This window comes from Candidatus Accumulibacter contiguus (assembly GCF_012940005.1).
Taxonomy (GTDB): Bacteria; Pseudomonadota; Gammaproteobacteria; order Burkholderiales; family Rhodocyclaceae; genus Accumulibacter; species Accumulibacter contiguus.
On the sequence record NZ_SPMX01000013.1, the window covers coordinates 1 to 26,093 of the forward strand.

General features: G+C 64.6%; 20 protein-coding genes and 5 pseudogenes. 9 read left to right on the top strand and 16 right to left on the bottom strand.

Annotated features, from left to right (window positions below; all coding sequences use genetic code 11):
• Nucleotides 1-13: 13 nt before the first annotated feature.
• Nucleotides 14-388, top strand: a pseudogene (locus tag E4Q08_RS06285) (ISAzo13 family transposase); the annotation flags it as partial.
• 41 nt (nt 389-429) lie between these two features.
• On the opposite strand, the gene E4Q08_RS06290 reads toward E4Q08_RS06285, so the two are convergent.
• The 6 genes from E4Q08_RS06290 to E4Q08_RS06315 all read right to left on the bottom strand — a co-directional run bounded on the left by E4Q08_RS06290 (nt 430) and on the right by E4Q08_RS06315 (nt 6,993).
• Nucleotides 430-1,083 carry a TMEM165/GDT1 family protein gene (locus E4Q08_RS06290; RefSeq protein WP_034911471.1) on the bottom strand — a complete coding sequence of 218 codons (654 nt, stop codon included), beginning with the start codon at nt 1,081-1,083 and terminating at the stop codon, nt 430-432.
• 367 nt (nt 1,084-1,450) lie between these two features.
• Entirely contained in the window at nt 1,451-3,445 is a 1,995-nt protein-coding gene (locus E4Q08_RS06295) for an AAA family ATPase (RefSeq protein ID WP_169069748.1), read from the bottom strand.
• Between the two features lie 227 nt (nt 3,446-3,672).
• The gene (locus tag E4Q08_RS06300; protein ID WP_169069749.1) at nt 3,673-5,052 is read right to left on the bottom strand and encodes a toll/interleukin-1 receptor domain-containing protein; all 1,380 of its coding nucleotides are present in this window, start codon (nt 5,050-5,052) and stop codon (nt 3,673-3,675) included.
• Nucleotides 5,053-5,455: 403 nt separating this feature from the next.
• Nucleotides 5,456-6,148, bottom strand: a complete 693-nt coding sequence (locus tag E4Q08_RS06305; protein ID WP_169069750.1) for an RluA family pseudouridine synthase — start codon at nt 6,146-6,148, stop codon at nt 5,456-5,458.
• 279 nt (nt 6,149-6,427) lie between these two features.
• Nucleotides 6,428-6,799 carry a type II toxin-antitoxin system VapC family toxin gene (locus E4Q08_RS06310; RefSeq protein WP_169069751.1) on the bottom strand — a complete coding sequence of 124 codons (372 nt, stop codon included), beginning with the start codon at nt 6,797-6,799 and terminating at the stop codon, nt 6,428-6,430.
• Nucleotides 6,796-6,993, bottom strand: a complete 198-nt coding sequence (locus tag E4Q08_RS06315) for a type II toxin-antitoxin system VapB family antitoxin (RefSeq protein WP_034911136.1) — start codon at nt 6,991-6,993, stop codon at nt 6,796-6,798. Before E4Q08_RS06315 ends, E4Q08_RS06310 begins: the two co-directional genes overlap by 4 nt.
• Before the next feature lie 295 nt (nt 6,994-7,288).
• Here E4Q08_RS06315 and E4Q08_RS06320 point away from each other — a divergent pair, with 295 nt between their 5' ends.
• From E4Q08_RS06320 to fumC, 4 genes and pseudogenes are all read left to right on the top strand, one after another.
• Nucleotides 7,289-8,104 (top strand): crotonase/enoyl-CoA hydratase family protein, encoded by an 816-nt coding sequence (locus tag E4Q08_RS06320; protein ID WP_372703541.1) that lies wholly within the window; start codon nt 7,289-7,291, stop codon nt 8,102-8,104.
• A gap of 17 nt (nt 8,105-8,121) precedes the next feature.
• Nucleotides 8,122-9,061: pseudogene (locus E4Q08_RS06325) on the top strand (AEC family transporter).
• 532 nt (nt 9,062-9,593) lie between these two features.
• Nucleotides 9,594-9,899 carry an MBL fold metallo-hydrolase gene (locus E4Q08_RS06330; protein WP_169069753.1) on the top strand — a complete coding sequence of 102 codons (306 nt, stop codon included), beginning with the start codon at nt 9,594-9,596 and terminating at the stop codon, nt 9,897-9,899.
• A 102-nt stretch (nt 9,900-10,001) separates the two neighbouring features.
• Nucleotides 10,002-11,406: pseudogene (gene fumC / locus E4Q08_RS06335) on the top strand (class II fumarate hydratase).
• A 354-nt stretch (nt 11,407-11,760) separates the two neighbouring features.
• Here fumC and E4Q08_RS06340 read toward each other — a convergent pair.
• Both E4Q08_RS06340 and E4Q08_RS06345 read right to left on the bottom strand, forming a co-directional pair.
• Nucleotides 11,761-12,039, bottom strand: coding sequence for a type II toxin-antitoxin system TacA family antitoxin (locus E4Q08_RS06340; RefSeq protein WP_034911937.1), 279 nt, complete (start codon nt 12,037-12,039; stop codon nt 11,761-11,763).
• Between the two features lie 133 nt (nt 12,040-12,172).
• Complete coding sequence (locus E4Q08_RS06345) at nt 12,173-12,349, bottom strand: hypothetical protein (protein WP_169069754.1); 177 nt, start codon at nt 12,347-12,349, stop codon at nt 12,173-12,175.
• 243 nt (nt 12,350-12,592) lie between these two features.
• Between E4Q08_RS06345 and E4Q08_RS06350 the strand changes: the two are divergent.
• Nucleotides 12,593-12,733: pseudogene (locus E4Q08_RS06350) on the top strand (transposase); the annotation flags it as partial.
• Between the two features lie 171 nt (nt 12,734-12,904).
• Here E4Q08_RS06350 and E4Q08_RS06355 read toward each other — a convergent pair.
• Nucleotides 12,905-15,079, bottom strand: a complete 2,175-nt coding sequence (locus tag E4Q08_RS06355; protein WP_169069756.1) for a transglutaminase family protein — start codon at nt 15,077-15,079, stop codon at nt 12,905-12,907.
• Nucleotides 15,080-15,196: 117 nt separating this feature from the next.
• Between E4Q08_RS06355 and E4Q08_RS24465 the strand changes: the two are divergent.
• A pseudogene (locus E4Q08_RS24465) lies at nt 15,197-15,832 on the top strand (CHASE2 domain-containing protein); the annotation flags it as partial.
• A gap of 85 nt (nt 15,833-15,917) precedes the next feature.
• Complete coding sequence (locus tag E4Q08_RS24470) at nt 15,918-16,730, top strand: adenylate/guanylate cyclase domain-containing protein (protein WP_308240072.1); 813 nt, start codon at nt 15,918-15,920, stop codon at nt 16,728-16,730.
• 9 nt (nt 16,731-16,739) lie between these two features.
• Here the strand turns inward: E4Q08_RS24470 and E4Q08_RS24475 are convergent, their stop codons facing one another.
• The 6 genes from E4Q08_RS24475 to E4Q08_RS06390 form a co-directional block, all read right to left on the bottom strand.
• Nucleotides 16,740-16,991 (bottom strand): OmpA family protein, encoded by a 252-nt coding sequence (locus tag E4Q08_RS24475; RefSeq protein ID WP_248594739.1) that lies wholly within the window; start codon nt 16,989-16,991, stop codon nt 16,740-16,742.
• A 25-nt stretch (nt 16,992-17,016) separates the two neighbouring features.
• A complete protein-coding gene (locus E4Q08_RS24480; RefSeq protein ID WP_248594740.1) occupies nt 17,017-17,325 on the bottom strand; it encodes a hypothetical protein in 309 nt (102 codons plus the stop codon).
• Nucleotides 17,326-17,337: 12 nt separating this feature from the next.
• Complete coding sequence (locus E4Q08_RS06375) at nt 17,338-17,796, bottom strand: FecR family protein (protein WP_169069759.1); 459 nt, start codon at nt 17,794-17,796, stop codon at nt 17,338-17,340.
• A complete protein-coding gene (locus tag E4Q08_RS06380) occupies nt 17,793-19,562 on the bottom strand; it encodes an HD domain-containing phosphohydrolase (protein ID WP_169069760.1) in 1,770 nt (589 codons plus the stop codon). Before E4Q08_RS06380 ends, E4Q08_RS06375 begins: the two co-directional genes overlap by 4 nt.
• A 709-nt stretch (nt 19,563-20,271) precedes the next feature.
• Complete coding sequence (locus E4Q08_RS06385; RefSeq protein WP_169069761.1) at nt 20,272-22,083, bottom strand: L-lactate permease; 1,812 nt, start codon at nt 22,081-22,083, stop codon at nt 20,272-20,274.
• Nucleotides 22,084-22,141: 58 nt separating this feature from the next.
• On the bottom strand, nt 22,142-24,934 hold the full coding sequence (locus E4Q08_RS06390) for an FAD-binding and (Fe-S)-binding domain-containing protein (RefSeq protein ID WP_169069762.1): 2,793 nt from the start codon (nt 24,932-24,934) through the stop codon (nt 22,142-22,144).
• A 209-nt stretch (nt 24,935-25,143) separates the two neighbouring features.
• Between E4Q08_RS06390 and E4Q08_RS06395 the strand changes: the two genes are divergently transcribed.
• Nucleotides 25,144-25,860, top strand: a complete 717-nt coding sequence (locus tag E4Q08_RS06395) for a FadR/GntR family transcriptional regulator (protein ID WP_169069763.1) — start codon at nt 25,144-25,146, stop codon at nt 25,858-25,860.
• An 11-nt stretch (nt 25,861-25,871) separates the two neighbouring features.
• On the opposite strand, the gene E4Q08_RS06400 is transcribed toward E4Q08_RS06395, so the two are convergent.
• A complete protein-coding gene (locus tag E4Q08_RS06400) occupies nt 25,872-26,060 on the bottom strand; it encodes a hypothetical protein (RefSeq protein WP_169069764.1) in 189 nt (62 codons plus the stop codon).
• Between the last annotated feature and the right edge of the window lie 33 nt (nt 26,061-26,093).

A 26,093-nucleotide genomic window follows, 5' to 3' on the forward strand; every position in this document is an offset into this window, starting at 1 on the left:
CTGTTGGTGACTGGCGGATGGTGGTGGCAGCAATGGGGCGAGAGTACGGTTATGGAAGGTCGCTTTACAGCGTCTGGCCGACCAAACCGGCCTATGCATCTCGATCTGCCATTTTCCACCGGGAACTAGCAAATGGAATAAGATCGAACATCGGATGTTCAGCTACATCAGTATGAATTGGCGAGGAAAGCCTCTGGTCAGCCATGAGGTCATCGTCAATTTGATTGCTGCCACCACCACACAAGCAGGCCTAAAAATTGAGGCGGAGATGGATACCAACACCTACGCGAAAGGCATACACGTGACTGATGATGAACTCGATAAAGTTCACATAGAACGCTCCGAGTTTCATGGTGAATGGAACTACACCATCCGGCCATCGGTTTGAACTTGTACAACTTATTTCTGGACAGATACTAAATAACTACATCACGAATAGTCGCCACTATAGGACATGTAGGCCTGGTAAGCGGCGAACACCGCCAGGACCAGAAAGAATGCGCCGCTCAGCCGGTGCAGCAGGGCCAGTGGAATCCTTTGCAGGATGGTGCGGCCCGCCAGGATTCCCAGTGCCGAGGTCGTTGCCAGTGCCAGGGTGGCGCCCAGCCAGACGGCGGCCGGTGCGTGCACACTGCTCAGGGCAACGACGGCGAGTTGCGTCTTGTCACCGAATTCAGCCACCGTCAGCAACACGAAGGTAGTGAAGAAGATGCCATGGCCACTCTTCTCCTCGATTTCCTCCTCTTCATCGTCATCGTCGGCATGCAGGGCATGGATACCAAAAATGGCGAAGAGGATGGCCACCGTCGCGCTGACCACGTACTCCGGCAACCAACTGGCAATGGCGACGCCGAAAACGACGGCCAGGGTATTCAGCAGCGAAAATGCCGCCAGCGCGCCGAGCATCACCGGCATCGGCCGATGCCGCGAGGCCAGGGTCATGCATACCAGTTGACTCTTGTCGCCGATTTCGGCGGCGGCGATCAAGACAAAGCTGGTGGCTGCCATCGCCGACAGTTCGACGATGTTGCCAGTGCCCAATAGGGATGAGATGTGCGGCAGCAGGCCCTGTGGATCATCCATTCTGTTCTCCGGAGAAGTGTCGCTGAGAGGAGCCGACGTGGCTGAGCAATGCGGCGAAAAGTCCATGATTATAGCCTGCATGTCTTGGGAGACGTGCCGGGTCGATTGCTGCTTCAGCAATTCTCATTATGACCGAAGCAATGGGGGCGATCTGGTCGGAAAGCGCCTTTCTGCCGTCCATGAGAGGGGTTTGGCCCATAAATTTTGCCGATTTCCATGCGCTCGCTGGGGAAGCAGAAGGCCTCGTTGGCCAAAATGAGAATTGCTGTTGCTGCTTCATTCTGCAAGCAAATGCGCTCCGTCATCTGTTGGTCGGCCGATTGCATTGCTCACCCCAACCTGCGCGGGGGTGTCGCTCCTGACTTGCTCAGGCGTCGATTTGCCGCTCGCGCAGCCAGCGCCCGAAGACCGGGACGAGCAGTTCGCCGTTGTCGCCGGTGATCTGGCGGCGGCGCAGGGCGGGCAGCGAAACGCCTGCGGGTGGCAGGGCCTGCCCCTGGGCGGCGTCCAGCACGACGGCCTGCGCCGTCGTGCCGAGGTCGCCCCAGACGTTGCGGAAGTAATAGCCGGCCTGATCGAGCACGTCGTCTTCGACGGCGGCGAGGTCGGCTTGCGTCGCCGACCTGCGCTTGTCGTCGTTGAGGCGGTCGACGAGCAGCGATCCGTAGAGCTGCGTCAGGTAGGGCTGGCCGCCGGTGCGGTCGACAGCGGCTTCGGCGACGACGAGCGGAATCGTTTCCGGCGGGAATTCGTCGATCGGGCGGGTCAGCAGGCCGACTGCGGTCGGGCGGTCGAGGTGACCGATGCGGATTTCGCGCAGGTTGATGAAGTGATCGTTCCACAGCGCGTCGAGTTCGTCGAAAGGCGCCGCGCCGGCGACGAGCAGGCGGACGCGGCGGCGGTGCTGGATCGTCGCGCGCAGCAGCCCCATGAACTGCAGCAGGTCCTGCCCCTGGCCGGGGAAGAGGCTCGCGAGACGTTCGAACTCGTCGATGCAGATCAGTACCCGCGGCACGGCGGTGAAGTTTTCGAGCGCGTCGAGCCAGACGCGTAGCGCCTCGATCGGCGGGCCCTCGGGAAACGCCGGCAGTTGGAGGCGGCGGTCCTGATCCGCCTGAACGCGCGCCTGCTCGGCGAGCGCGCGGTAGAAGGCGAGCGGCGTCGTCGCCGGATTGTCCTGCAGGTCGAAGAGAACGATCTGCGTATCCGGCAGCATCAGTCGAAACATGTTCAGGAGCGAGGACTTGCCGCAGCGGCGCGGGCCGATCAGTGCCAGCGAGGTGCTGTTCTGCTGATGCCCGAGCAAACCCTCGATCTGGCGCACGACCGCCTCGCGGCCGCGGAAGATCTGTCGGCCCCAGTGCATGCTGCCGGAGATCGGGTTGGTGGTGACGAAGGGATTGGGCAGCGTCTCGGCTGCGGCTTGCGCGGTTCGTTCACGCAGGAGGGCCAGCGCGCGGCGGTAGGTGGCGAGCGTGTCGGGAACGAAACGGGCCAACGGCTCGCGCGACTGCAGGCGCTGGATGTCGGTCGCGGCGAGTTGCTGCTCTGCCTCGTTCAGGTGCTGCTGCGCGAGGTGCGGCAGGTAGGTACTGTCGGCAGCTGCGAGAAAGCGCGCCGCTTCGGCCAAGGCGCGGAGTAAGTTGCTGTCGGTATCCCGGCCGGGCAGCCAGCGGCCTTTGAGCGAGAGCGCGGCGGTGAAATTGAAGGTCTCGATCAGCTTGCCGATTTCGCGTGCCTGCAATTCGGCAAGCGCGGTTCCGCCGACTTTCCGTTGGCCCGGAGCGATGGCGCAGGCTTCGAGGACCCGGCTTACCAGGTCGGTGTCGGCGTCGGCCGCCCCGACGATGTGTCGGGCGAGGAAGGGGAGCGGCAAGTAGCTCAGATCGTGGAAAAGGACCGGTGAGTAGCGTAGCGCACGGGCTGGTGTCCTGCCGCCGGCAAGATAGAGCGCGCACTGCACCAGACATTCCACGGGATACAGCGGCAGGCCCAACAAGGTGGCGACGCCCATTGCGCCAACCAATACGCCAGGCCCGCCGAGAACCACTACGCCGCCCACAGCTACCGCTAAGCTGCCCCGAGCGCCAAACGCGACGCCGAACCCTACGCCGCCCGCTACGCCTACGCCTACGCCGTACGGTATGCCGAACAGTAACATCAAGCGGACCGCGCCGATAGCGGCTTCCGATCCGGTTATCAAGCTCACTACCCCGAAGAGCATACCGTACGCTACACAGAACGCTGCGGCGCCCACTGACGGCACGGCAATCACTGCCACTACGCCGCAGGCTACGGCCGCCAGTTTGTGCAGCGCTATGGGCACAATCGGCAGTTGCAGCGCCCAGATTTGGTCAATCATCACCAGCGGCACGAAGTCGACGAAAGGGAGTAGCGAGAGTGCTAGGAGTCTCTTGAAATAATCCCTGTAGGCTGGGCTGAGCTGGCGATATCGGCGCCACCAAGTCCAACCAGAAATGCCGATCCGGTCAATGCCTACCGCCTTTAGGCAATGATGCAAGTGCACCGGCTGCATGAAGAGCATCCATGCAAAGTGCCAGTAGCCCGGCAGGGCAGGTGTCCGGTCGGTCATTCCTGCCGAGCCAGCCATTCGCCGAGCACCCGGCCGAAGACCTGGCCGTCGTCGAGCAGACCGCGGCGCGTCAGCGCGCCATCCGTTTCCCGCATCGCTCCTCGGCCGGCGTCGGCCAGGAGCCGCTGCTCGCGCCTGGGCAAGGCGCGCCAGCACTCGCCCAGACGCTGAAAGGCGTTCTCCTGGAACTGGTCGAGCGCTTCCTGCGTGCTCTCGCCATGGCGCCGCGCGTCCCACAGGTAATGGCCGAGCAGGCAGAGGTAGAAGGGATGGCGCCCGGCCCACTCGCGCATCGTTCGGCCGTCGGCGGCCGACAGCACGCCGTCGCCGAGGCCGATCAGGGCGTCGACTCCCGCCGCTTCGAGCAGTCCGACACGCTGCACCTCGAGCCGGTTGAGCAGCGGCGAAGTGAGATGGTCCTCGCGCGGGATGTCGCCGATTTCGTGGCGCGTCGCCAACACCAGGCAGATTCGCCCGAGCATGCCGCGCAGGCGCTCGAAGAAGCGGTGCGGCAGGTGCGAGAGTACGCGTTCGGCCTCGTCGATCAACAGCAGCGGCGCCAGCCGGCCGGGCGCCCGGTCGACCCAGTCGGACAAGGCAGCGGCGGCTTCGTCGGCGGCAAGGTCGGCGCAGGCCATCCCGCTGACCGCCTCGACGAGAGCGCCGCACGACCCGGCCTCCGGCCCCTCGCCGCTGAGCACGCTGACGATGCGCCCGCCCTGCCGTGCGCGTTGCGCCCAGGTTTGCAGAATCGACGACTTGCCGATGCGTGCGTCGCCGACCAGCGAAACGCTGCCGCCGCGATCCAGCGCGTTTTGCAGCTTGCGCAGCAAGCGGTCCCGGCCGAAGAAGCGTGGCGGAGTGGCTGGCGTCCAGGGGTCGAATGGATTCTCCGCGGGCGACGGGTCGGTCACGCCTTGCCGGTCGGCGGCAACCGGTCGACCGGGCTTTGTTCCGGTGATTCCCCAGACGAGCTCCCCGAGATTGTCGTCGTTCAACGCTGGGCGCAGGTCTACGCACTTGCGGATCGCAAGAAACAGCGGCAGGTCCGGTTCACCCGGCGCGTCAGCGAGGAGGACCGGGATGACCGGGCGTTTGTCGCGCACGGCAAGCCTCAGCGCTGCCTGAATCTCCTCATCTTCCCAAGGCCCCAGACCATTCTTGCCAATGATGGCGGCAATGCTCCGGCAACCCCGGATCGCCGCCTCAAGTCGCGGTTGCCAGTGTTCTCCCGGCCGCAATTCGTCGTCGTCGAGCCAGACAGCCAGGCCGTGGCGTTCGAGCGCCGCTTTCAGTTCGCGAACCGCCGGCTTGTCGCGGCTGTTGTGGCTCAGGAAAACGTCGAAGTGGACGGGTTGATCGGCTGTGGCGGTCATCGGGCGGTTGGCGTCGGGAAATGGCAAGGGATCGGGCGATCTGTCTACACCCCGAAGTATCTGCGGGTTTTCCCGTCGGGGTCAATGCAGAACCTGGTCGCATCAGCTCCGGTCCCGACAGGTCGCGCGGCAGCCTGACTTCAATCGCGTCTATCCCGAGTACATCCGGCCGGCGCTGGAGGCGGCGGGCCTCGAGGTCTTCCGGGCTGACGAGGACACCCGCGCCGGCGATATCCGGACCGACATTCCTTGTCCGCCTGTGGAATGGTGGTGGCGGCGACGGGCCGGGCGGCACCGCGCACATGTACAGTGAAGCGCCGCACCGGACGGGTGAGCTGGCTCGATACGCGCACCCTGTGGTGAGCGAGCCGCGCGTACCGGCACCCGCGCGACGCGGCATTCGCTAGAACGGCGGCGGGCAGGAGAACGCCATCGGCCGGACCGTCTCGGGGTGCGCGAAGGCCAGGGACTCGGCGTGCAGCAGCAGGCGTTGACCGGCGCCGCAGGCGACGCCGCCAGCCTGGGCGTAGAGTCCGTCACCGACGATTGGATGACCGATCGCCAGCAGATGTACGCGCAACTGGTGGGTGCGACCCGTATCCGGCCACAGCGCCAGGCGCGTGGTGTTGGCGACCGGATCATGGCTCAGCACCTGGTAACGCGTCCGGGAGGGCTTGCCGGCCAGCGGGTCGACCTTCTGGCGGGGGCGGTTGGGCCAGTCGGCAGCGAGCGGCAGGTCGATTTCGCCGCTGGCCAGCGCCGGCAGGCCACGGACAACCGCCACATATCGCTTGTCGACCTGACGGTTGGCGAACTGGGTACTCAGCCGTCGCTGCATCGTCTTGCCGCGTGCCAGGACCAGCAGGCCCGAGGTGGCCATGTCCAGGCGATGGACGATCAGCGCTTCCGGGTAGGCTGCCTGCACGCGCCGGGCGAGGCAGTCCTGTTTTTCCTCGCCACGGCCGGGAACCGAGAGCAGGCCCGCTGGCTTGTTTGCCACCAGCAGTGACGCGTCGAAGTAGACGATGGCGAGTCCGTCGTCGCGTGGCGCGGGGCAGGTTAGGGCGGCAAGGGCGGGGGTACGGGTGAGGCGCATGTCGGCGGGTGGTGGTCAGAATTGGCAAGCGAATTGTCGCGTCTCCGCCGGAAGACGGTGACGGACCCAGCCCGGCACCAGCGCGTGAATTGCCGGCTACGGGATGCCCTGGCCGGGATTCTCGCCCGAATCATGACCGGCAACGAGGGCGAAGCAGGCAAACCCTCAAGCGGCGGCAAAGCTGATCCAGCGCAGGTAGTCGGCGGAAACGATCCGTCACTCCTGATGATCCCGCGGAGGTGCACGGCTTCCACCATGCTTCGGTGCACGAAGCCGTCATCAGTGCGGTCGACTACCGGCAACTCCCAGGCGACTCGCCACCTCCCGCAGCCTCTTGTCACGTGTCCACAGCGATGCGCCCGGCGTCAGACGCACAGCAGCAAGCAGGTGGGCGTCGACGTAGCCAATGCCGAGTCCGTACAGTTGGTGGCTTGCGATGAAGCGCATTACCTCGGCGTCGGTGGCTGTGTTGGCCTGCGGCAGATCCTGCAGGGCCACCAGGATGACTTGCCGCCCCAGCAAGTTGCCGAGCGCCAGCTCGCCGATGACGAACGGGTGGCTGAGGACGCGACCGGCCTGCAGATGTTCCTTCAACCCGGCGTCGTCGCTGCGCAGGTGATCGATCCAGACCGAGGTGTCGACCAGGATCACGCCGGCTCCGTTTGCCGCCTCGGTACATCGGACAGTGCGGGTTCGCTACCGCCGAGCAGCGCCAGGCGACGGGCGCTTTCACGCTCGACCAGGGCTTTCAGTGCTTCCTTGACCAAGGCGGACTTTTCGCCAATGCCGGTCAGCGCCTGGGCCTTGGCGATCAACACGTCATCGAGGGCGAGGGTTGTGCGCATGCGATTTCTTCCTGGGTGGTTTGTGCGCAGTTTAGCATCGTTTGATGTCGATGTGCATGCTTCGTCGGTCGGGCGTGGGCGTGGGCATAGGCGACGGCGTGCGGGAAGGATGCGCTGGAAAGGCTCGGTGGCGGAAATCGGGAGAAGTGACCGACTGGTCCCGCCACCGGTCGGCCGGCGCAACACCCGGCAATTCCATTACACTTGCGCATTTTGTCGGCGCCGCAGGCGCCAGCCCGGCCGCGCCGGGCTTGCCAGCAACGAATCTCTACAGGAGAAGCACGTGAGTATCGCCATTCCCCCCTTGACGACGATTGCCATCGAGTTCGCGGAAGGGATCGCCGAGATCCGGCTGAATCGTCCCGAACGTTCGAACGCGATGAACGAGGCGATGTGGCAGGAACTGCGCACGGCCTTCGACTGGGCGGACGCGACAGCCGAGGTGCGCGTCGCGATCCTGAGCGGCGCCGGGCGGAACTTCTGTGCCGGTATCGATCTGGCGATGCTGGCGGGGGTCGGCCAGGCGGTCGCGCATCGCGACCCGGCACGCAGCCGCGAGGCGCTGCGCCGACTGATCCTCGATCTCCAGGATTGCCTGTCGACGGTCGAGCGTTGCCGCAAACCGGTACTGGCGGCGATTCAGGGCGCCTGCATCGGGGGCGCGATCGATCTGGTGACCTGCTGTGACATGCGTTACGCGGCGGCCGAGGTGCAGTTTTCGGTGCGCGAGATCGATGTCGGCATGACCGCCGATGTCGGCACCCTGCAGCGTCTGCCGCGGCTCATCCCGGATGGCGTCGCGCGCGAGCTGGCCTACACCGGCCGCAGTGTCGATGGCGCCGAGGCGAAGGCGATCGGGCTCGTCAATCAGGTCTACGCGACCCCCGAGACGCTGCTCGACGGGGTTCGCGCGATTGCCCGCCGCATCGCCGCGAAATCGCCGCTGGCCATCCGCGGCACCAAGGAGATGCTCAACTACGGCCGCGACCATTCGGTGGCCGATGGGCTGAACTACGTCGCCACCTGGAACGCGGCGATGCTGATCTCCGCCGACCTCGACGAAACGCTGGCGGCGATGCGCGAGCAGCGTCCGCCACGCTTCCTCGACTGACCGGCGCTGCCGGCGGCATGCAGACGTTTGTCCATCACGTTGAACTGGCCGCACCGCTCTTCGTCCTGGTGCTCGTCGGCTATGTGCTGATGCGCGGTTTCGCCTGGCCGCAGGCGATGTCCGACCACCTGTCGCGCTTCGTTTTTTTCGGTCGCTCTGCCGGCGATGCTGTTTCGCCTGATGAGCGACTTTTCGCAGCTGCCGCCGGTCGATGCGCGGCTGCTGATCGCCTTCTTCGGCGGCTGCCTGATCGTCTTCGTGCTTGGCCGTCTGCTCGCCTGGAAGCTCTTTGCGCTGGACGGCGTCGGGCAATCGGTTTTTGCCCTGGGCGGGGTGTTCTCGAACAACGTGCTGCTCGGTCTGCCGCTGGCGAAGATCGCCCTCGGCGATGCGGCGGTTCCGTCGGTGGCGCTGGTGCTGGTCTTCAACGCGCTGATCCTGTGGACGCTGCTGACGGTGTCGATCGAGTGGGCGCAGCATGGCAGCTTCTCGCTGCACGGTTTCGCCCAGACGGCGCGCGGCGTGCTGACCAATCCGATCGTTGCCGCCATCCTCGCGGGCACGCTCTTCGGACTGACCGGCGTGCCGCTGCCCGCTCTCGTCGCCCAGCCGCTGGCCATGGTCGGCCAGGCGGCGGCGCCGATGGCGCTGGTCGCTCTCGGCATGGGACTCGCCGAGTACGGGGTGCGTGATGGTTGGCGGATCAGCGTCGCCATTGCGCTCATGAAGCTGATCGTCCAGCCGCTGGTTGTCTGGCTGCTGGCGCGTCTGATCGGACTGCCGCCGATGGAAACGCGGGTCGTCGTCCTGCTGGCGTCGCTGGCGGTCGGCGTCAACGTCTATCTGATGTCGCGCCAGTTCAACACCCTGGAAGCGCCTGTGGCGAGTAGCCTGGTGCTGTCCACCGCGCTGGCGGCACTGACGACACCGTTGGCGTTGGCGCTGACCGGTGCTTGAGTTGCCGGGGGGGCGGGCCGGCGACCGAGAGAAAGCCTGGGGTCACCCATTAGAGTGTGTCCTCAATTCCCATGGGTAGTCGTTCGCCGGATCCCCGCCGCTCGCCGCCTGCTGCCACGTCCATTCGGTCGGCAAGCGCACCGGATAGCCGAGAAGTGGTGTGGTTGGTGGTGTGACCCCGATTATGCCCCGCCTGGCGCCCGCGCACGATGGACCAGCGCGGAATAATGCGGCACCATGGCTCGCTCGTGGCGGGCCGGCGGAACGCCGGTGCTTGCACCGCATCGACCCCCAGGCCGGCTCGTCATTCGCCTGCGCCGACGGCATGCGCTCGGACGCGAGCGCCGCTGCCCCGCGGCGTGCGTGCCGGCAAGTCAAGCGCATCGGCAACAGGAGGAATCAAGGATGGGACCTCGGGTTTTGGCGATTACCCCGGAAATCAGCCAGGTCGGCGGGCCGGGCCTGACGCACGGCAACGATGCGGCGGTCTACCTCGTCCACTTCGGCGAGCATCTCGCACCCTGCCCGGTCGATGTCCGGCTCGCCGACGGCGAGCGTTTTTTTTCTTGGCCAGCGATCGCTTCAGGCACTCCATCTGCCGGGGCACTCGCCCGGCTCGGTCGCCTACGTGGTCGAATCGGACGGTCGGCGAGTCGTTTTCGCCCAGGACGTGCATGGACCTCTGCACCCGGACCTGTTGTCCAAACGAAACGACTATCAGGCATCGCTGCGCAAGCTCCTGGCGCTGGAGGCCGACATCCTCTGCGAGGGGCACTTCGGCGTCTTCGTCGGACGAGCGGCGGTCGCCGCTTTCATCGAGCGCTTTGTCGAAGACTGACTGCTCCGCGGCCGGGAAGGCGTCGGCGGTTTTACCGAATATGGACAGGAGAATGGGCATGAACACTGACGGAAGGCGGGCTTTCCTGATAGGCGGTGGACGATGAGCGCCACGCGCCGCGAGCGGGATTCCTTCGGCGGCATCGAGGTGCCGGCCGACCGGCTCTGGGGAGCGCAGACGCAACGCTCGCTCGAACACTTCTCGATCTCCAAGGAACGCCTGCCCGAGGACCTGGTTCTGGCGCTTGTCGCGGTCAAGGCGGCCGCCGCACGGGTCAACGGCGAGCTCGGGCTGCTCCCGGCCGACAAGGCGGGCGCCATCGCCGCTCGCCGAGGAAGTGCTCGCCGGCCGCCACGCGCAGGAGTTTCCGCTTTCGGTCTGGCAGACCGGATCGGGGACGCAGAGCAACATGAACGTGAACGAAGTGCTGGCCAACCGGGCTTCGGAGCTGCTCGGCGGCGAGCGTGGCGAGGCGCGCGGCGTCCATGCCAACGACGAGGTGAATCTCGGGCAGTCTTCGAACGACGTCTTTCCCAGCGCCACGCATCTGGCCGCCGCGACCGGCATCGCCCACGCGCTGCGGCCGGCACTGGCGCGGCTCAGGGCGACGCTGGCGGCGAAATCGGCCGCCTTCGCCGAGATCGTCAAGATCGGCCGCACGCACCTGCAGGACGCGACGCCCTTGTCGCTCGGCCAGGAGTTCTCGGGCTACGTCGCGCAGCTCGAGCACGCCGAGTCCCTGCTCGACGGCGCGCTGTCATCGCTCTATCCGCTCGCCATCGGCGGCACGGCGGTCGGCACCGGGCTGAACACGCACCCGGAATTCGGCGCCCGCGTGGCGGCCGAACTCGCTCGCCGCAGCGGGCTGCCGTTTTGCAGCGCGACCAACAAGTTCGCCGCGCTGGCGGCACGCGACGGCCTGGTCGCCGCGCATGGCACGCTGAAGACGCTCGCCGTCGCGCTGCTGAAAATCGCCAACGACCTGCGCTGGCTGGCGTCGGGGCCGCGCTCGGGAATCGGCGAGATCAGCCTGCCGGAAAACGAACCCGGCAGCTCGATCATGCCCGGCAAGGTCAACCCGACGCAATGCGAGGCGCTGACGATGCTGTGCTACCAGGTGATGGCCAACGATGTCGCCATCGGCCTGGGCGGTGCTGCCGGCAACTTCGAGCTCAACGTCTGCCAGCCGCTGATTGCCCACAATCTTCTGCAGAGCGTCCGGCTGCTGGCGGACGGCATGACGAGCTTCGAGGCGCATTGCGTACGTGGCATCGAAGCGCGTCGCGAGCGTATCGCCGAACTGCTGGAGCGCTCGCTGATGCTGGTCACGGCGCTCGTACCGCATATCGGCTACGACCGCGCGGCGGAAATCGCGCGGCACGCGCATCAGCACGGCAGCACGCTGCGCGAAGCGGCGCTGGCGCTCGGCCAGGTGACGGCGGAGGACTTCGACCGTTGGCTCAGACCGGCAGCGATGCTGTCGGGCAGCGACGGCGAGGCGCGCTGAACCGCCGATCGGCTCAATTTCGAGTCGGCAGCTGCATTCTTCGGGAAGCTGACCGAACGTCGGTGGGCGATGATTCATGCGCTGCAAGGCGCATGTCGACATGCATCTGCGCCATGCGGCGTAGCAGGATCCGATCTTCCCGCCGGAACGAGGCGGCCCCGGCTCTGGCCCGTACCCGCATCCCGTCCTGCGCTACCGTTTTGCTACAGGAGGCGCCAGGCTGGCGAGCGGACTTGGCGGAATACGGAATATTTTCACAGGCTCTCAGAGCTTCCCGCTGCTCAGGCGCAGCATACTCGAATTCATCCGTGCGGTGTGCCGCCGTCAGTGGCTGCGGCGCGCCGAGTTGAAGGTTCATGCCTGGGTGGCTTCTGCTTCCCAAGGCGCCTCGACGGCCATCAGGCGCCCAAGTCCCGGATTGCGGGCGGGTGGCGCGTCGAGCATAGCGGTGAACTGTCGGAATTTGTCGGCATCCAGATTGAAGAAAAGCTGGTCGAGCACCACCGATTGAGCTCTGTCGCAGGCAGCTTCGAGCATGAAGTCCGAGCGGTTCTTGCCCAACAGGCGTGCCGCGTAATCAATCAAGTCGCGCTGCTCGGGAAGTGCACGCAGGTTGATGGCGGCATCACGCATGCGGTTCTCCTTTGACACCTACACAGAAGTACCTCCATCTCGTGTGTAGCTGTTGTCAATACGAAAGCCTTGTCCAAGTCACCAAGGAAATTGTTGAAAACGACTGGCGGGCTGCAAGAATGCAGGCAACGGATCAGTCCGATCCGTCAACCTGAACGAGGAGAATGCCATGCGTCACAAACACCAAACTTTTTTTCATCGGGCTTTTCTTGACGGTCTTGACCGTCCTCGGCTGGGGCCCGGCCTTCGCCGTCTCGGCCGGCGCCCCGTCGATCTCGGGTAGCAACTTTTCGGTGTCCGGCACCGTCATCAACTCCGAAACCCGCGGCGTGCAGGGCGGTGGTTCCGGTGCGTCCTATAGTGGTCCCCGGTTTTCAGACAATGGTTTAACCGGGGTTTAACATGCAAAAAAACATTCTTACAATCAATGTCTTATAAGGTTATTTTGCACTACAAAAAACCGTACCGTTGCAACAAGCTGATTAAATAGATGTTTTTATGCCGGATGTTAAACTTGGGTTAAGCTGTGGGATGTCATAGAGGAAGAGAAGCCATGAGCCAAGTGAAGACACGGAATATGCACACTCCCGAGTTCAAGGCGAAGGTGGGTCTGGAAGCCTTGCGAGCGGTGAAGACGATCAACCAGATTGGCCTGGAAAATGGGGTTCATCCGGTCCAGGTTGGGCAATGGAAGACTCGGTACGGGGCATTCATCCGCCACATGAAAGTTCCCCGGCAGAGGCCTCCGTAACCTCCGGCCGAGCACGATTGCTGGTGCCCGGTACGAACACAGGCGTCAAGCGTCCCGGCTGTGCGGCCATCGTCATGTCAAACACACATCAGCGGTCGCCCCGGTCGGCGCTGATCATGCCTCGTGCGTACCTGCTGGGCTCCTCCTCTGGCTGGGCAGGCAGCGCAGATCCAGACAGAAGGGTCCGAGACCCGGTACCGGGCCGCAGCGCAGCTCGTCGTCCGGGCCTCGCGGCAGGATTTCCAGCCTCACCCGCTCGGCACGACGATCGCTGGCTGCCGCCAGATCCTCGGGCAGGCCGGCATAGGCAATGGGGTCGGGACGCCACTCATGCAGCGTCACGACATGGTCCACCGCCTGTCCGGGATGGCGCAGCCGCAGCCGCACCGGCACTTGCGCGCGCAGCGCCGGATGCAGTCCCCAACTCGGGACGAAGCTCCGGTAGCGCAGGCCGAACACCCTCAGCGGCCCCCGGGTGTCGTGCTCGTGCCGCATCGGCAGCGTGACCCCCGCCACGACGATCTGCCAGGCATCCTCCAGGTCGTCGCCTTCTACCGGGCGCAGCCGCAGTTCCACACGCGCGGTGCTGGCATCGACGAGCCGCGAGGTGCCACCCTGTTCCGGGCTCGCCGAATCGCCCAGCAGCGGCCAGAACTCGAGAGCGCGCCTGATTTCGAGGGTGCAGCCGGGCAGCGGCACTTGCCCCCAGCAGCGGAACTCGTCGCGCAGCAGCACCGCCCGGATCGCCTCGCCGAGTTCCAGTCCGGCCGCGGCCAGGGCCTGCAGCACCTGATCGAGATCCTGTTCCAGGTAGAAGGGCAGGGCAAAGCGCGCGTGGAGTTCGCGACCCCAATCGATCAGGGGCAGAGTGGAGGAGTCGCGCGCCAGCATCGCCGTCACGGCGCGCAGCAGGCAGGCCAGAGCGGTGGCCCTTTCCGGCGTATGCTGCATGCGCAGCGCGCGGAATTCCACCAGGCCCTGCTTGCCCCGACCGGCCAGGAAGGGATTCCACAGTTTCTCGATGTTCATCTCGGCCCGATGACTGTTGCCGGCCGCATCGCAGAGAAACGACGCAAGACTGTGCCAGAGAAGTTCCGGCGACAGTTCATGTTCCCGTTCCAGCAGGTCTACCGCGAGGCACAGTTCGTCGAACGCGTCCCCGCCACGCTCGTCGGCACGCACCGACTGGCCACTGCTGCCGACGAAGTCGTGCGAGTAGAGATAGGACAGCGCCGGATGGCGGTTGAAGAAACGCACCAGACGCGGCAGTAACCGCAGCTCCTGCAGAAAGGGACTGGCCGCCGGCGACGGCCCGCCGAGGGTGATCTGGCCACCACCGCCGGAGTCCGCCACGGCGCCGTTGAAGTAGAGCCGGTAGGGGGCAAGGCCCTGTTCTGCCGCCGCGGCATGGATCTCGCGGCTACGCACGAGGAAGTCCGCCGCGTCGACGCTCGGTGCGGTATTGATCTCGATCACCGCCGGGTCGGGCGTCACTGTTGTCCACTCGAATGTCGCATCCAACGGCGGTGGGTAGCCGGCCAGGATCAGCGTCGCTACATGGCTGGCCAGCGAAGCTCGCGCGACGCTTTCCAGTACGGCCAGAAACAAGGCAACCCCGGCAAACAGGGGCAACTCGATGCGTGCCGTCGGCCGGCCGTCCACCTCCTGGTGGTCCAGGATGAAGAGGTAACCCCCGGCCTCCGCGAGTTCGTCACGCAGGCCGCTGGGCGGAGTCGCACGGGCATGTACCGAGGCGCGGTGCAGCCGGGGATCGTCGGCATCGGGGAGGGCGGCCGCCGCATCGGCGCGCATCAGCAGCCGGCGTTCCCGTGTCCCTGCCGTGGCCAGTGGTGTGACCAGGAGGCTGCGTGCCGCCAGTTCTGCCGCCAGGGTGGTCGCCCAGCCATCGAGATCAACTACGTCGCCGGGTCCCGAGGGGATAGTCTGGTCGGTCGCCGACAGCAGCGGGTCGGGAGGCCCGTGCCAGATCGGAGCGCCGTCCCGACGGCGATACAGGCCCAGATTCCAGCGCGGCTGTTCCTCCCCGGGGTATTGTCGACCGACGCTGCGCAGCACCACGCCGCCGGCGCGACGCCGACAGAGGCCGCCGAGCAGCGCTTTGGCACGGCGTTCCTTGTCACCGCCCAGGGCCTGGCTCAGCCACTCCGGCGAATGGGCGGTCCGGTCGGTGAAGGTCGGTTCGGAGCCAACCCAGATGGCCAGGCCCATAGCGGCGATCCGCTCGTCATGATCGCGGACGGCTGCCGCGAACCCGTCGGTTGTAGACATGATTTTGTACTACCGTGAGAAATGAGAATTGCTGCATGGTAAGCGCAGTTTTCATCGGCCGATAGTCGTAGAATAGGGCCTATCGGTTAGCCGGCCGACACCATCCCCTGCGACGCCATGCGCACTCTTCCCAAGTCTGGACTGGCTTTCCTGATTCCGGGCCTGACGGCCCTGGTGGGGTTGAGTCTGCAACTGCTTGATCCCCTGCCTCTCGCCGGCCTGCGCAACGCGATTTTCGACCAGTACCAGCGTTGGCAACCGCGCAGCCATGGCACAACGCCGGTGCGCATCGTGGACATCGACGAGGAAAGCCTGAAACGGCTGGGGCAGTGGCCCTGGCCGCGCACCCGGGTGGCGGCTTTGACGGAACGTATTCGCGGTGCAGGTGCAGCGACAATCGGCTTCGATGTCATGTTCGCCGAGCCGGATCGCAGTTCTCCGCTCACGGCAATGGCGGAATGGCCACTGTCGGCTCAAACCAGGGAACAGTTGCGGGCGCTGCCCGACCACGACCGCGTCCTGGCCGACAGCCTGCGCACTGGCGGCGTGGTCCTCGCTATCGCTCTGGAGCACGGCCGCGAGCCTGGCAGCACCGGCGATGCGCCGCGCCGGACCGCCCAGTTTGCCACTCTGGGCTCGTCAGAAGTAGCACCTCTGCACGAGTTCGAGAGCGCGATACGACCGCTGGCAGAACTCGAGACCGCCGCCGACGGTATCGGTGCGACGAACTTCGTCCCCGACGGCGATGGCGTGGTGCGACGGGTCCCGCTCGTACTCGGCCTCGGCGGCCATCCGTTCCCCTCGTTCGAAGCCGGTCAGCGAGGCATTCTCGCGCTACGTGTCGCCCAATCTGGTCGCGCACTTGATCGCGCACCCCGACCGGCTGGAACTGGGTGGCGAGCGGCGCGAATGCAGCTTCGTGTTTACCGACCTTGCCGACTTCACGCGCCTGATGGAAGTCACCGACCCGGCGCGCGCCGTGGCCGTGCTCAACCGCTATCTCGACGGCATGATCGCCATTGCCTTCCGTCATGAAGGCACGCTCGACCGGGTGGTCGGCGACGCCATCGCAATCATGTTCTCGGCGCCCCTGACGCAGCCGGATCATCGCCGCCGCGCGCTGACCTGTGCGCTCGATATGCGCGACTTCGCCGCCCGCCACCGGGCCGAACTCGCGGCCGCGGGGATGGACCTCGGGCTGACGCGGATTGGCGTGCATTGCGGCGAAGTCATCGTCGGCAACCTGGGCGGCAAGGCGATCTTTGACTACCGCGCGCTGGGCGACCCCGTCAATACGGCTTCCCGCCTGGAGACGGCGAACAAAAGGCTGGGTACCCAGGTCTGCGTGTCCCAAGCCGTCATCGACGGCTGCCCTGGAGCCGTCGCGCGGCCGATAGGGCGGCTGCAACTCGAAGGCAAGACCATTCCCGTCATGGCCTGGGAGGTGCTGGCTCCCGAGGCCTGCCCAGGCGTGGCAAACGACCCCGCCTATGCCGAGGCCTTTCGCCTGCTGTCCGAATCGCCCGTCGCGGCTCATCTGGCGTTCTCGAAACTACGCGCGGAACGGCCGCAAGACTCCCTGGTCGGGTTTCATGCCGAACGAATGGAGCGCGGCGAGTCCGGCAATTTGATACGACTCGGCGGCAAATAGCCTGAATCTTCAGCGCACGGTAATCTCGACCCGACGGTTGCGCGGCTCGGGGGTCTCATCCGGCGTTTTCACCAGCAGGTTGCTTTCGCCGTGCGACTCAATCGATATCGTCAGCGCCTTCAATCCGCCAGCGGTCAGCAGATCCGCGGTGGTGCGAGCGCGGGTCAGCGCCAGTTCGCGGTTCTTGACGGCGGTGCCGACGGTATCGGTATGGCCAATGATCGAGATGTCCACCCCAGGGCGCCGGTTAACCGAGTTCATGATGCGCGGAATCAATGCCTTCGACTCAGCGGTCAGCGTCGAGCCACCGCTTTCGAAAATAGAGCTGGAACTGCTCGGCGGCTTCCGGTCGCGCCGCCATCGCGGCGCCGAAGTCCTCCTGCAGACGTGCCTCGCTTACTGCATAAGGAGGTTTGGCGCCGTCAAGGTCGGCGCCTTCGTTGGCGCGGGCAAGCACCTGGGTGCCTTTCGTGCCGCGCACCTCGACCTGGCCCGTGCCGCCGTCCAGATCCGGCAGCAGCACCACGTACGAGGGGCTGGCGCAGGCGGCGAGCAGTCCGGCCAGCAGAAGCGTAACAAACGATTTGCGCAGCATGACCTGTCCCTCCTATTCGCCCTCGACCTTGACCACGAAATGGGTGCCGCGCACCGCCAGCGTACTGCTCGGAGTCGCTACTGACACCGCTTCGGGCCGCAACCTGGCGATCACCCCCGAGACATAGTCAAGGGTGCCCCGTGTCAGGCGGCTCGCCAGCGAGAGCTTGCCCTCGCCCGGATCGAAGGCGAACTCGCTCAACGTGAACTCCGTATTGGGGCCGAGCGAAAGCAGTGTATTGTCGCGCAGGCTGATCCCCACCGACGAATTGGCCGCGGTCTTCAAGGTACTGCCGGCAGCGACCGGACTGCCGACGGCGGCGCGCGCGGCCTCGCCGGCACTGATCACCCGTACTTCGCCGGTCACGTTCTTCACATAGCCGGCAGGCGCTTCCGCCGCCGACGCCATGCCCGCCGCGGCACCCAGCACGGTCGCCGCGCCGAGCCCCATTGCCACTCTCTTGATCATCATCCTGCTGCTCCCAAGTTGCGCTGCACGTAAAGCGAAATATCCACCTCGTCGATCTGCTCGGGATTGACAAATTCCTCGGCGTACTTGAGGTAAACACCGGAGGTCAGGAACAGATCGAAGAGATCGTCGTCGATTTGTCGCTCGTCGCGCATCCTGGCCAGGATGCGGATCGACTCCGAAAGCGACTTGCCCTTCTTGTACGGCCGATCCGCCGCGGTCAGGGCCTCGAAGATGTCGGCGATGGCGACGATGCGCGCCGGCATCGAGATCTGCTCCTCGCGCAATCGCCGCGGATAGCCGGTACCGGTCAGCGTTTCGTGGTGCGTGCCGCCGAACTCCGGAACGCGGCGCATGTTCTTGGGAAACGGCAATTCCTCGAGCGTCATGACGGTATGAATCATGTGCTCGTTGATGCGGAAGCGCTCTTCTTCGGTGAGGGTTCCCCGCCTTACGCAGAGGTTGTACAGTTCGCCGCCGTTGGCAATGGCCGCCGGCACGTTCATCTTGAAACCGTATTTCGGGTTTGGCATGTGCTCCTGGTCGCGCGGAATCACCATGTGGGGATGATCGGCCAGCAGGTGCTCCGTCGCCGGCAAGGGTTGTACCGGCGTATCGGCAAGGCGCCCGTGCTCATCCGCGGAAATGCCGATCCGGTCGTCGAAATGACGCAGCCAGGTGCGTGCGCCGATTTCGCGCAGCCGTATCACCTTTTCGCTAGCCATCAGGTCGCAGCCGACGTTGCACTCGGCAACCAGGGCGAACTCCTCCTGCAGCGCCTGCTTCGCCGCCTCGGCCGCGCGGTTGGCCACTGCCGGGTCGGCACCTGCCAGCAAAGCCTCCAGGCGGTGGATCTCGGCATCCCGCCACAACACCTCGAAGCGCGTGCGTACCTCGTGGATGCGGTTGTGGATCATCTCCAGCTTGACCGACTTGTCGATGATGTGATCGGGTACTGCGATCTTGCCGCAATCGTGCAGCCAGGCCCCGGTGCGGAATTCCCGCCACTCATCCTCGTTCTTGAAGGAGAAGTCGGCCAGCGGCCCCTCGGTCTGTGCGCACGCCGCTTCCGCCAGCATGACGGACAATTCGGGAATGCGCCGGCAATGTCCCGCGGTGTAGGGACTGCGCGCATCGATGGCCATGGCGATGACGCGCACGATGCTATCGAGCAGCACCACCTGCTCGGTTATCAGTTCATTCACGTCGAGCGAGATCGCCGCCTGCGAAGCCATCGCCTCCAACAGGTCGACGATGCCATTGCTGAAGGGAACGATTTCACCACTCTCCGGGTCGATCGCGTTCATGAACTGGAGCACGCCGACCACATCGCCGTTGCGCCTCAACATGGGGATGGTCACCATCGACACCGTGCGGTATCCGGTAGCGGCGTCGAAACACCGCGTGCCGCAGAGATCGAAACGCGTTTCGCGGTATACGTCCTCGATGTTCACCGCCACCTTGTTCAACGCGACATAGGTGCACACATGGTTTTCGCAGGGAGCACCGGTCTTGGGATCATGGAGCGGCAACTCCTGGCTGGGCAAGGCATCGTCGCGGGAGCGAATGACAAAGCGCAGGAAGTTTTGCTCGGTGAGCAGATAGAGCGTGGCCGCATCGCAATTTGATAGCCGCTTGCCGCTCATCAGAATGTGCGAGATCAGCCGGTCGTGATCGCGCTCGGACGACAGGAGGATACCGATTTCGACCAGGGCATTCAGCCGGTCCTGGGACGTCTTCAGCGCGGCGGACTTACACGGGTGATGCATTGCTTGCCCCTTCCGAAGGACGGATTTTCTCTTCGAACTGGCTAACGACTTCATCACTGGCAGCAGCGGTATCAGCCTCTCCAACGAGGGATCGGAAATCTCCAAGGACGGCCACCGAGAGTGTAAAGGATTGGCAGGAAAGGAAGTGCACGAAGGACACGAAGAACAGGCGCCGTCAACCCAGAAGATTCCACGATACCCCTTATATGCAGCAATACCGTGAGATTTTGCCTGAAGGAAAGGAGATCGAGCAGTACTTGGGCCTGGCGATGCGGGTGGTTCCGTGCGCGTCGTCCAGCACGATAGATGCCGGTAGTGAAGGTCTGCACGCCGAAGTGGGAAACCGTCCCGTAGCCGGTGAGTGTTTCCATCAATGATCAAAACCACTGCCGGTGTGACGGGGCCTGCACGTCAGCAGAAGATCGCATAGCTGTGTTACGGTTGGTGTGGGCTGGCCGAGGAGCGCAGCCTCGCGCCGATCTCACTGAGTACGTCCAAGGGGAACTGCCACGCTTTTGCTTTTCTCCAACCGACACGCTGGTATGCCCAAGCTGCTCACTCGATTGGGCGCACACGGCGCTTGCTTACTTGGCGGCAGCTCAGGACATTTGCGTAAGCAATCGCCGTGGAACTGACCTCGGAGTCCACTTCCAGCCCGTCCCCTGAGGAGTACCCCAGGGCCGGGCTGAATGTCGTCCGGCAAACCCTCTCAGTGGAAATGGACCTGATCGGCGCCTCTGACCGCGCCAACCAGATTGGCGCCGACGACTCGCGAGAACACGGTGACGAGAGCGACGATGCCCACGAATATCCCCAACCACATCAGGCCATCCATATTCACGGTGGCGGCTGCCACAGCAGCTGCGGCTGCAGCCACAGGCTTGACGTAAGCCGGAACGATACCGGGGAATACGTACGTCCAGAGCATGTGCAGGATACCGATGATCACCACCAGGAAGACCGAATGCTTGAACGTGAACCGGAAGATCTCGGATTCGCGACCGACCAGGCCTGTGGCGCCCGTGGCAACGGCAATCGATTGCGGCGAGATCATTTTCCCGCACACGCCGCCGCAGGTGTTGGCCGACATCGTGATCACCGGGTCGATGGCGAGCTTCTCGGCGGTGACCGCCTGGAGCTTGCCAAACAAGGCGTTGGTCGATGTATCGGAACCCGTCATGAACACTCCCAGCCAGCCGAGAAGACTGGCGAAGAAGGGGAAGGCTGCGCCGGTCGTGGCAAACGCATAACCGAGCGTGATCGCCATGCCGGAAAAATTCATGATGTAGGCAAAGCCGAGGATCGTCGCAATGGTCACGATCGGCCACTTGAGGGTCTTCAGCGTATCGCCGGCGACGCCTGCTGCCGTCTTGAGGGATGCGCCCATGACCATGATCGAGAAGAACCAGGCGAACAGAATGGCCGTGCCGGCGGCGCTGAGGAAGTTGAAGTTATAGACCGCAGGCTTGGGCTTGCCGACCTGATCGATCACCATCTTGTCCAGACCGGAAATCGGTATGGCGTAGTCGAAGATCATCTTGGTCGTCTGGTTGAGCGCTTGATTGACCGGCTTGATGCCCCAGGCGCAGACGAAGAGCGACAGGATGATGAAGGGAGCCCAGGCCCGGAAGATCTGACCGCCGGTGAACTTGAGCGCTTGTTTGCCCAGGCTCTTGGGTTCATCGGCGAAGTGCCAGCTCTCTTTCGGATGCCAGACCTTGAGGAAGGCGACGGTGCAGACGATCGACGCCAGCGACGCGATGATGTCGGGAAGCAGCGGTGCCGTGACCGGCGAGTTGGCCGAGAAGAATTGCGCAATGGCGAAGGAACCACCGCTGACCAGGCAGGCGGGCCAGACTTCCAGACCCTTCTTCCACCCCGACATGACGACGACGAGATAGAGGGGGATGAAGACGCTGACGATCGGCAGTGTCCGGCCGACCATCTGGCTCAGCGCGAAGTCGGGAATGCCCGCGACCTGCCCGCCGACCACGATCGGAATTCCGATCGCACCCCAGGCGACCGGCGCCGTGTTGGCCAGCAGACAGATGGACGCCGCATAGAGCGGGTTGAAACCGAGGCCGGCGAGCATCGCCGCCGTAATCGCCACCGGCGTACCGAAGCCGGCGGCACCTTCGATGAAGGCACCGAAGGAAAACGCGATCAGCAGCGCTTGCAGTCGCCGGTCGTCCGAAATCGAGGCCAGCGAGTTCTTGATCACCTCGAACTGGCCGGTCTTCACGGACATGTTGTAGATGAAGAGCGCTGTGATGACGATCCAGCAGACCGGGAACAGCCCGAACGCACCGCCGTACAGCGTCGCCAGCGCCGCCAGATCCACGGGCATCTTGTAGACGAACACCGCGATCAGGATCGCCAGTCCGGTGCCTCCCATTGCCGCAAACTGGCCCTTCATGCGCTTGATTGCCAGTGCCCAGAACAGGAAGAAGATCGGGATTGCCGCGACCAGCGCGGACAATCCGATGTTGCCGAGCGGATCAACATTCATTTGCCATGTCATGGGGGTCTCCTTTGTAATAAGCCACGCATGTGGCTGTTGTGACCACGGTTGCCAGGGCTCAGCAGGCTCCGATGGTTTCCGTGCGACTGCACTCCTCCAGCAGGTAGGCAATGGAGCGGTAGGGGCGGCCGGTTTCGGCGGTGAGGCCGATTTCGCAGGTGCGGTTGGTCGACACTCCCTCACAGCAGTTGGCGGGTAGCGCCTCGTGTACCTTGCGCAGGGCGTGCACGTTGAGTTCCGGGACAACGAAACCGCGGTCGCCGGCGAAACCGCAGCAGGTGACGCCGGCGGGCTCGACGATTTCTTCGGCACAGGCCGCGATCAGGCGGCGCAGCTTGCTGTCGGAAGCGACGCGACGGACGCTGCAATTGATATGCAGGGCAATGGGTCCTCGCTTGCGCGTTACCACCAGGCGCGGCAGCAGCGCATCGTGGGCAAATTCATGGAAATCAAGCACCGTCAGACGACCGGCGAGGTGCTTCTGCATGCGTACCGAGCAGGTGCTGGCATCCATGATCACCGGATAGTGGCCGCCCTGCCCGTCGTCCGCGGCCCTGAGCAGGGCAGCGGTTACGCTGTCGGCCATCTGCTCGGCCTCCTCGGCCATCCCCTTGCTGGCGAGCATCTGGCCGCAGCAGAGCTTGTCGAAGCCTTCCGGCAGGCGCGGGTCGTAGCCGGCGCGCACCAGCAACTCGATGATGACTTCCGGCAGGGTTGCCTCGTCGGGGGTGTTGGCGCCAAAGATGCGGCCACCGCATGCCGGAAAGTACACTACCGGGTCGCCCGCACCGGTCCCCCTGTGGGGCTTTGGCGCCTTGCCGGCCTGTGGCATTCCCCGCTTCCAGGCGCCACGCGAGAGGCGAGCGACGAGGCTCTCGCCGACCACGCTGGAGACGGCATGGCCGATCGACAGGCCAACGCGGGAGACCGTCGCGACCTTGCCGAAGTTTTCCGCCGTCCAGTGCGCGACCTGATGCGAGGGCGCCTTGTTGCCCAACCCGCGGCCGCGCAGGCGGCGCGTCAGCTCGCCGGTGTCGATGCCGACCGGACAGGCGGTGGAGCAAAGGCCGCAGCCGGCACAGGTGTCAAGACCAAAGTAGGCAAAATCCTTGCCGACGTCGGCAGCCTCTTCGCCGGCGGCGGCCCGGCGTGAGAGTTCCCGCCAGCTGACGATGCGCTGGCGAGGCGACAGGGTCAGGCGGTGCGAAGGGCACAGCGGCTCGCAGAAGCCGCACTCGATACAGCGGTCGATGATGTCTTCGGCGGCCGGCATCGGCTTGAGGTTCTTCAAGTGCGCCTGCGGGTCGTCGTTGATGATCACGCCGGGATTCAGCAGGTTGGCGGGGTCGAAGAGCGTCTTGATCCGGCGCATCAGGTCGGTGGCCTGCCGGCCCCATTCCATCTCGACAAAAGGAGCCATGTTGCGGCCCGTCCCGTGCTCGGCCTTGAGCGAACCGTCGTACTTGTCGATGACAAGTTTGCAGACGTCGTCCATGAAGCGGGCGTAACGCTCCACCTCCGCCGCATCCGAGAAATCCTGGGTAAACACGAAATGCAGATTGCCTTCGAGCGCATGCCCGAAGATGATTCCTTCGCTGTAGCCGTGCTGGCGTAACAGCGCCTGCAGGTCGAGCGTGGCGGCGGCCAGGGATTCGATCGGGAAGGCCACGTCTTCGATGATCACCGTGGTACCGGCGCGGCGCATCGCGCCGACCGAGGGGAAGGTGCCCTTGCGCACTTTCCAGTACATTTCGCAGGTGGCGGGATCGGTTGAAAACGTCGGCGTTTCGACGGTGGCGATGCCGGTCAACGCACCGAGCGCTGCGTCAATGCGCTGCTGCAGGAGTGCGGCGCTTTCCGCGCGCACCTCGATCAGCAGGGCAGCGGCATCGTTGCTCAGCGTCCGAATGATGGGCGGCAAGCCGGGCTTGTCTTCCACCGAGCGCAGCGCCGGGCGATCGAGCATTTCAACGGCGGAGACCGGCTCCTGCTTGAGGCGGATGACCGCTTGGCAGGCCGTCTCGATGGTCGGGAAAAACACCAGCGTGCTGGCCTTGCAAGGGTCCTCGACGACGGTACGGTAGGTGATGCGTGACATGAAGCCCAGCGTCCCCTCCGAGCCGATCATCAGGTGGGCAAGAATGTCGATCGGGTCTTCGTAGTCGATCAGCGCGTTGAGGCTGTAACCGGTGGTGTTCTTGATCTTGTACTTGTGGCGGATGCGCGCCGCCAGTTCCTTGTCCGCGCGCGTGGTGGCGCCCAGGCGCGCCAGTTCGTCGACGAGGGGGGCATGGCTGGCGCGGAAACGGGCAACGCTGGACGCATCCTCGGTGTCGAGCACGGCCCCGTCGGCGAACACGACGCGCAGGCCGGCCAGGGTGCGGTAACTGTTCTGCGCCGTACCACAGCACATGCCGGAGGCGTTGTTGGCGGCGATGCCACCAATCTTGCAGGCGCTGATCGAGGCCGGGTCGGGACCGATCTTGCGGCCATGCGGTGCCAGACGGTAATTGACCTCGCCGCCGATGATGCCGGGCCCGACGCGCACCGTGGCGGCGTCCGGCCCGATTTCACAGGTGGCGAAGGCTTCACCGATGAGCACCAGGATACCGTCGGTGACCGCCTGTCCTGAAAGGCTGGTACCGGCAGCGCGGAAGGTCAGGTGGACACCCTGCTGCGCGGCCACCGCCAGGACATGCGCCACGTCGTCTTCGCCCTCCACGACGACCACGACCTGAGGGATCAGCCGGTAGAAGCTGGCGTCGGTGCCCCAGGCCAGGAGTCGCAGTTCGTCGGTAATGACGCTCGCTGCGGGGAAATGCGTGCGCAGGGCAGAAATGAGTGAGTTCATTCTTGGCTTCCTCCTCCAGAGACCCGACGGGTGGTTACGCCCCTTTCCCTGCAACACCTGCGGGGCATTCACTCTATGGTAATACGTTGCACTTAACGAAAACCGACGACGCAAAGATTAATCAGAGATAGAATTGAGCGGAAATTGGTAGTACCAATTATTTTTTTTGGAACCAGGCAGGTCGTTGAGGACGTTCAGGGAGGATGGCCATGACGTCGCACAGCGTTGCGGAACAGACCCGGCGGGCACTCGAAGTGCACCTGCTGGATGGTTCCTGGCCGGTCGGCATGCGTTTGCCGGCCGAGCGGGTCCTGGCGGAAACATTGGGCGTTTCGCGAAACACGGTACGTGAGGCGATTTTTTGCCTCAAGGAGCGTGGCCTGCTGTTCAGCAGGCACGGCAGCGGCGTCTTCGTCAGCGATCGCCTGCAGACGGCAATCTCGTCACCGTGGCGGCAACTGGTGGCCGCGCATCCGGACTTGCGTTGGGATACGTTGGAGTTTCGCCGCGAACTGGAGGGCGCAACCGCCTACTACGCCGCGCTACGCGCCAACGCAAGCGATCTGGAGAAGATCGAAGGCATCGTCAGACGCCTGACCGACGCCTACGACACGGGCGAAAAGGAGGAAGAGTATCGGGCCGACGCCGACTTCCACGAGGCCATCGCCGAAGCCTCGCACAACAGCATGTTTCTCTACCTGCACTCAGGCATCGTACGCATGCTGCGCGAACACATCTGCCTCAATCTGATGGCCATGGAAGATCCGACGGGAGACGTCACCGAACACCTTCGCCAGCAGCACCTTGGCATCTGGGACCGGATCCGCGCGCAGCAGCCGGACCAGGCCAGGCAGGCGATGCTCGCTCACATCGACTTCACGTGGTCGGAACTGGCGCGGCGGGAAGACACCCGGACCAGCCAGTAGCGGCGTCTTGATCAGGGAAGGTTGATGAAGGTGGCCGGATAGGCCGCTGGGTTCCTGGCAGTGGCCTGTACCGGCTCGCAAAGGCCGGCGAAAAGCTGCTGCAAGGCTCGCCATGCGGAGAGAATGACCGGACCGCGGGCGCCGCGCGGTTGCTGGCCACCATGAGGCTGGGCTACGGACAGTGTGTTGGGATGGTTCATGGTGTCGGCTCCTGGCGCTTGAGATTGCCCTTC

What these genes read in the sequence shown, in the direction of transcription:
- E4Q08_RS24475 (WP_248594739.1), bottom strand. Translation starts at nt 16,991, where the DNA reads ATGAACTCGGTTAACCGGCGCCCTGGGGTGGACATCTCGATCATTGGC.
- E4Q08_RS06380 (WP_169069760.1), bottom strand. Translation starts at nt 19,562, where the DNA reads ATGCATCACCCGTGTAAGTCCGCCGCGCTGAAGACGTCCCAGGACCGG.
- E4Q08_RS24480 (WP_248594740.1), bottom strand. Translation starts at nt 17,325, where the DNA reads ATGCTGCGCAAATCGTTTGTTACGCTTCTGCTGGCCGGACTGCTCGCC.
- E4Q08_RS06345 (WP_169069754.1), bottom strand. Translation starts at nt 12,349, where the DNA reads ATGACGGTGCCGGACACCGAAAAGTTGCTACCCGAGATCGACGGGGCG.
- E4Q08_RS06330 (WP_169069753.1), top strand. Translation starts at nt 9,594, where the DNA reads ATGTCCGGCTCGCCGACGGCGAGCGTTTTTTTTCTTGGCCAGCGATCG.
- E4Q08_RS06290 (WP_034911471.1), bottom strand. Translation starts at nt 1,083, where the DNA reads ATGGATGATCCACAGGGCCTGCTGCCGCACATCTCATCCCTATTGGGC.
- E4Q08_RS06315 (WP_034911136.1), bottom strand. Translation starts at nt 6,993, where the DNA reads ATGCGCACAACCCTCGCCCTCGATGACGTGTTGATCGCCAAGGCCCAG.
- E4Q08_RS06355 (WP_169069756.1), bottom strand. Translation starts at nt 15,079, where the DNA reads ATGTCTACAACCGACGGGTTCGCGGCAGCCGTCCGCGATCATGACGAG.
- E4Q08_RS06340 (WP_034911937.1), bottom strand. Translation starts at nt 12,039, where the DNA reads ATGCGTGATGCCGCCATCAACCTGCGTGCACTTCCCGAGCAGCGCGAC.
- E4Q08_RS06375 (WP_169069759.1), bottom strand. Translation starts at nt 17,796, where the DNA reads ATGATGATCAAGAGAGTGGCAATGGGGCTCGGCGCGGCGACCGTGCTG.
- E4Q08_RS06300 (WP_169069749.1), bottom strand. Translation starts at nt 5,052, where the DNA reads ATGACCGCCACAGCCGATCAACCCGTCCACTTCGACGTTTTCCTGAGC.
- E4Q08_RS06395 (WP_169069763.1), top strand. Translation starts at nt 25,144, where the DNA reads ATGACGTCGCACAGCGTTGCGGAACAGACCCGGCGGGCACTCGAAGTG.
- E4Q08_RS06305 (WP_169069750.1), bottom strand. Translation starts at nt 6,148, where the DNA reads ATGCGCCTCACCCGTACCCCCGCCCTTGCCGCCCTAACCTGCCCCGCG.
- E4Q08_RS06385 (WP_169069761.1), bottom strand. Translation starts at nt 22,083, where the DNA reads ATGACATGGCAAATGAATGTTGATCCGCTCGGCAACATCGGATTGTCC.
- E4Q08_RS06390 (WP_169069762.1), bottom strand. Translation starts at nt 24,934, where the DNA reads ATGAACTCACTCATTTCTGCCCTGCGCACGCATTTCCCCGCAGCGAGC.
- E4Q08_RS06295 (WP_169069748.1), bottom strand. Translation starts at nt 3,445, where the DNA reads ATGATTGACCAAATCTGGGCGCTGCAACTGCCGATTGTGCCCATAGCG.
- E4Q08_RS06400 (WP_169069764.1), bottom strand. Translation starts at nt 26,060, where the DNA reads ATGAACCATCCCAACACACTGTCCGTAGCCCAGCCTCATGGTGGCCAG.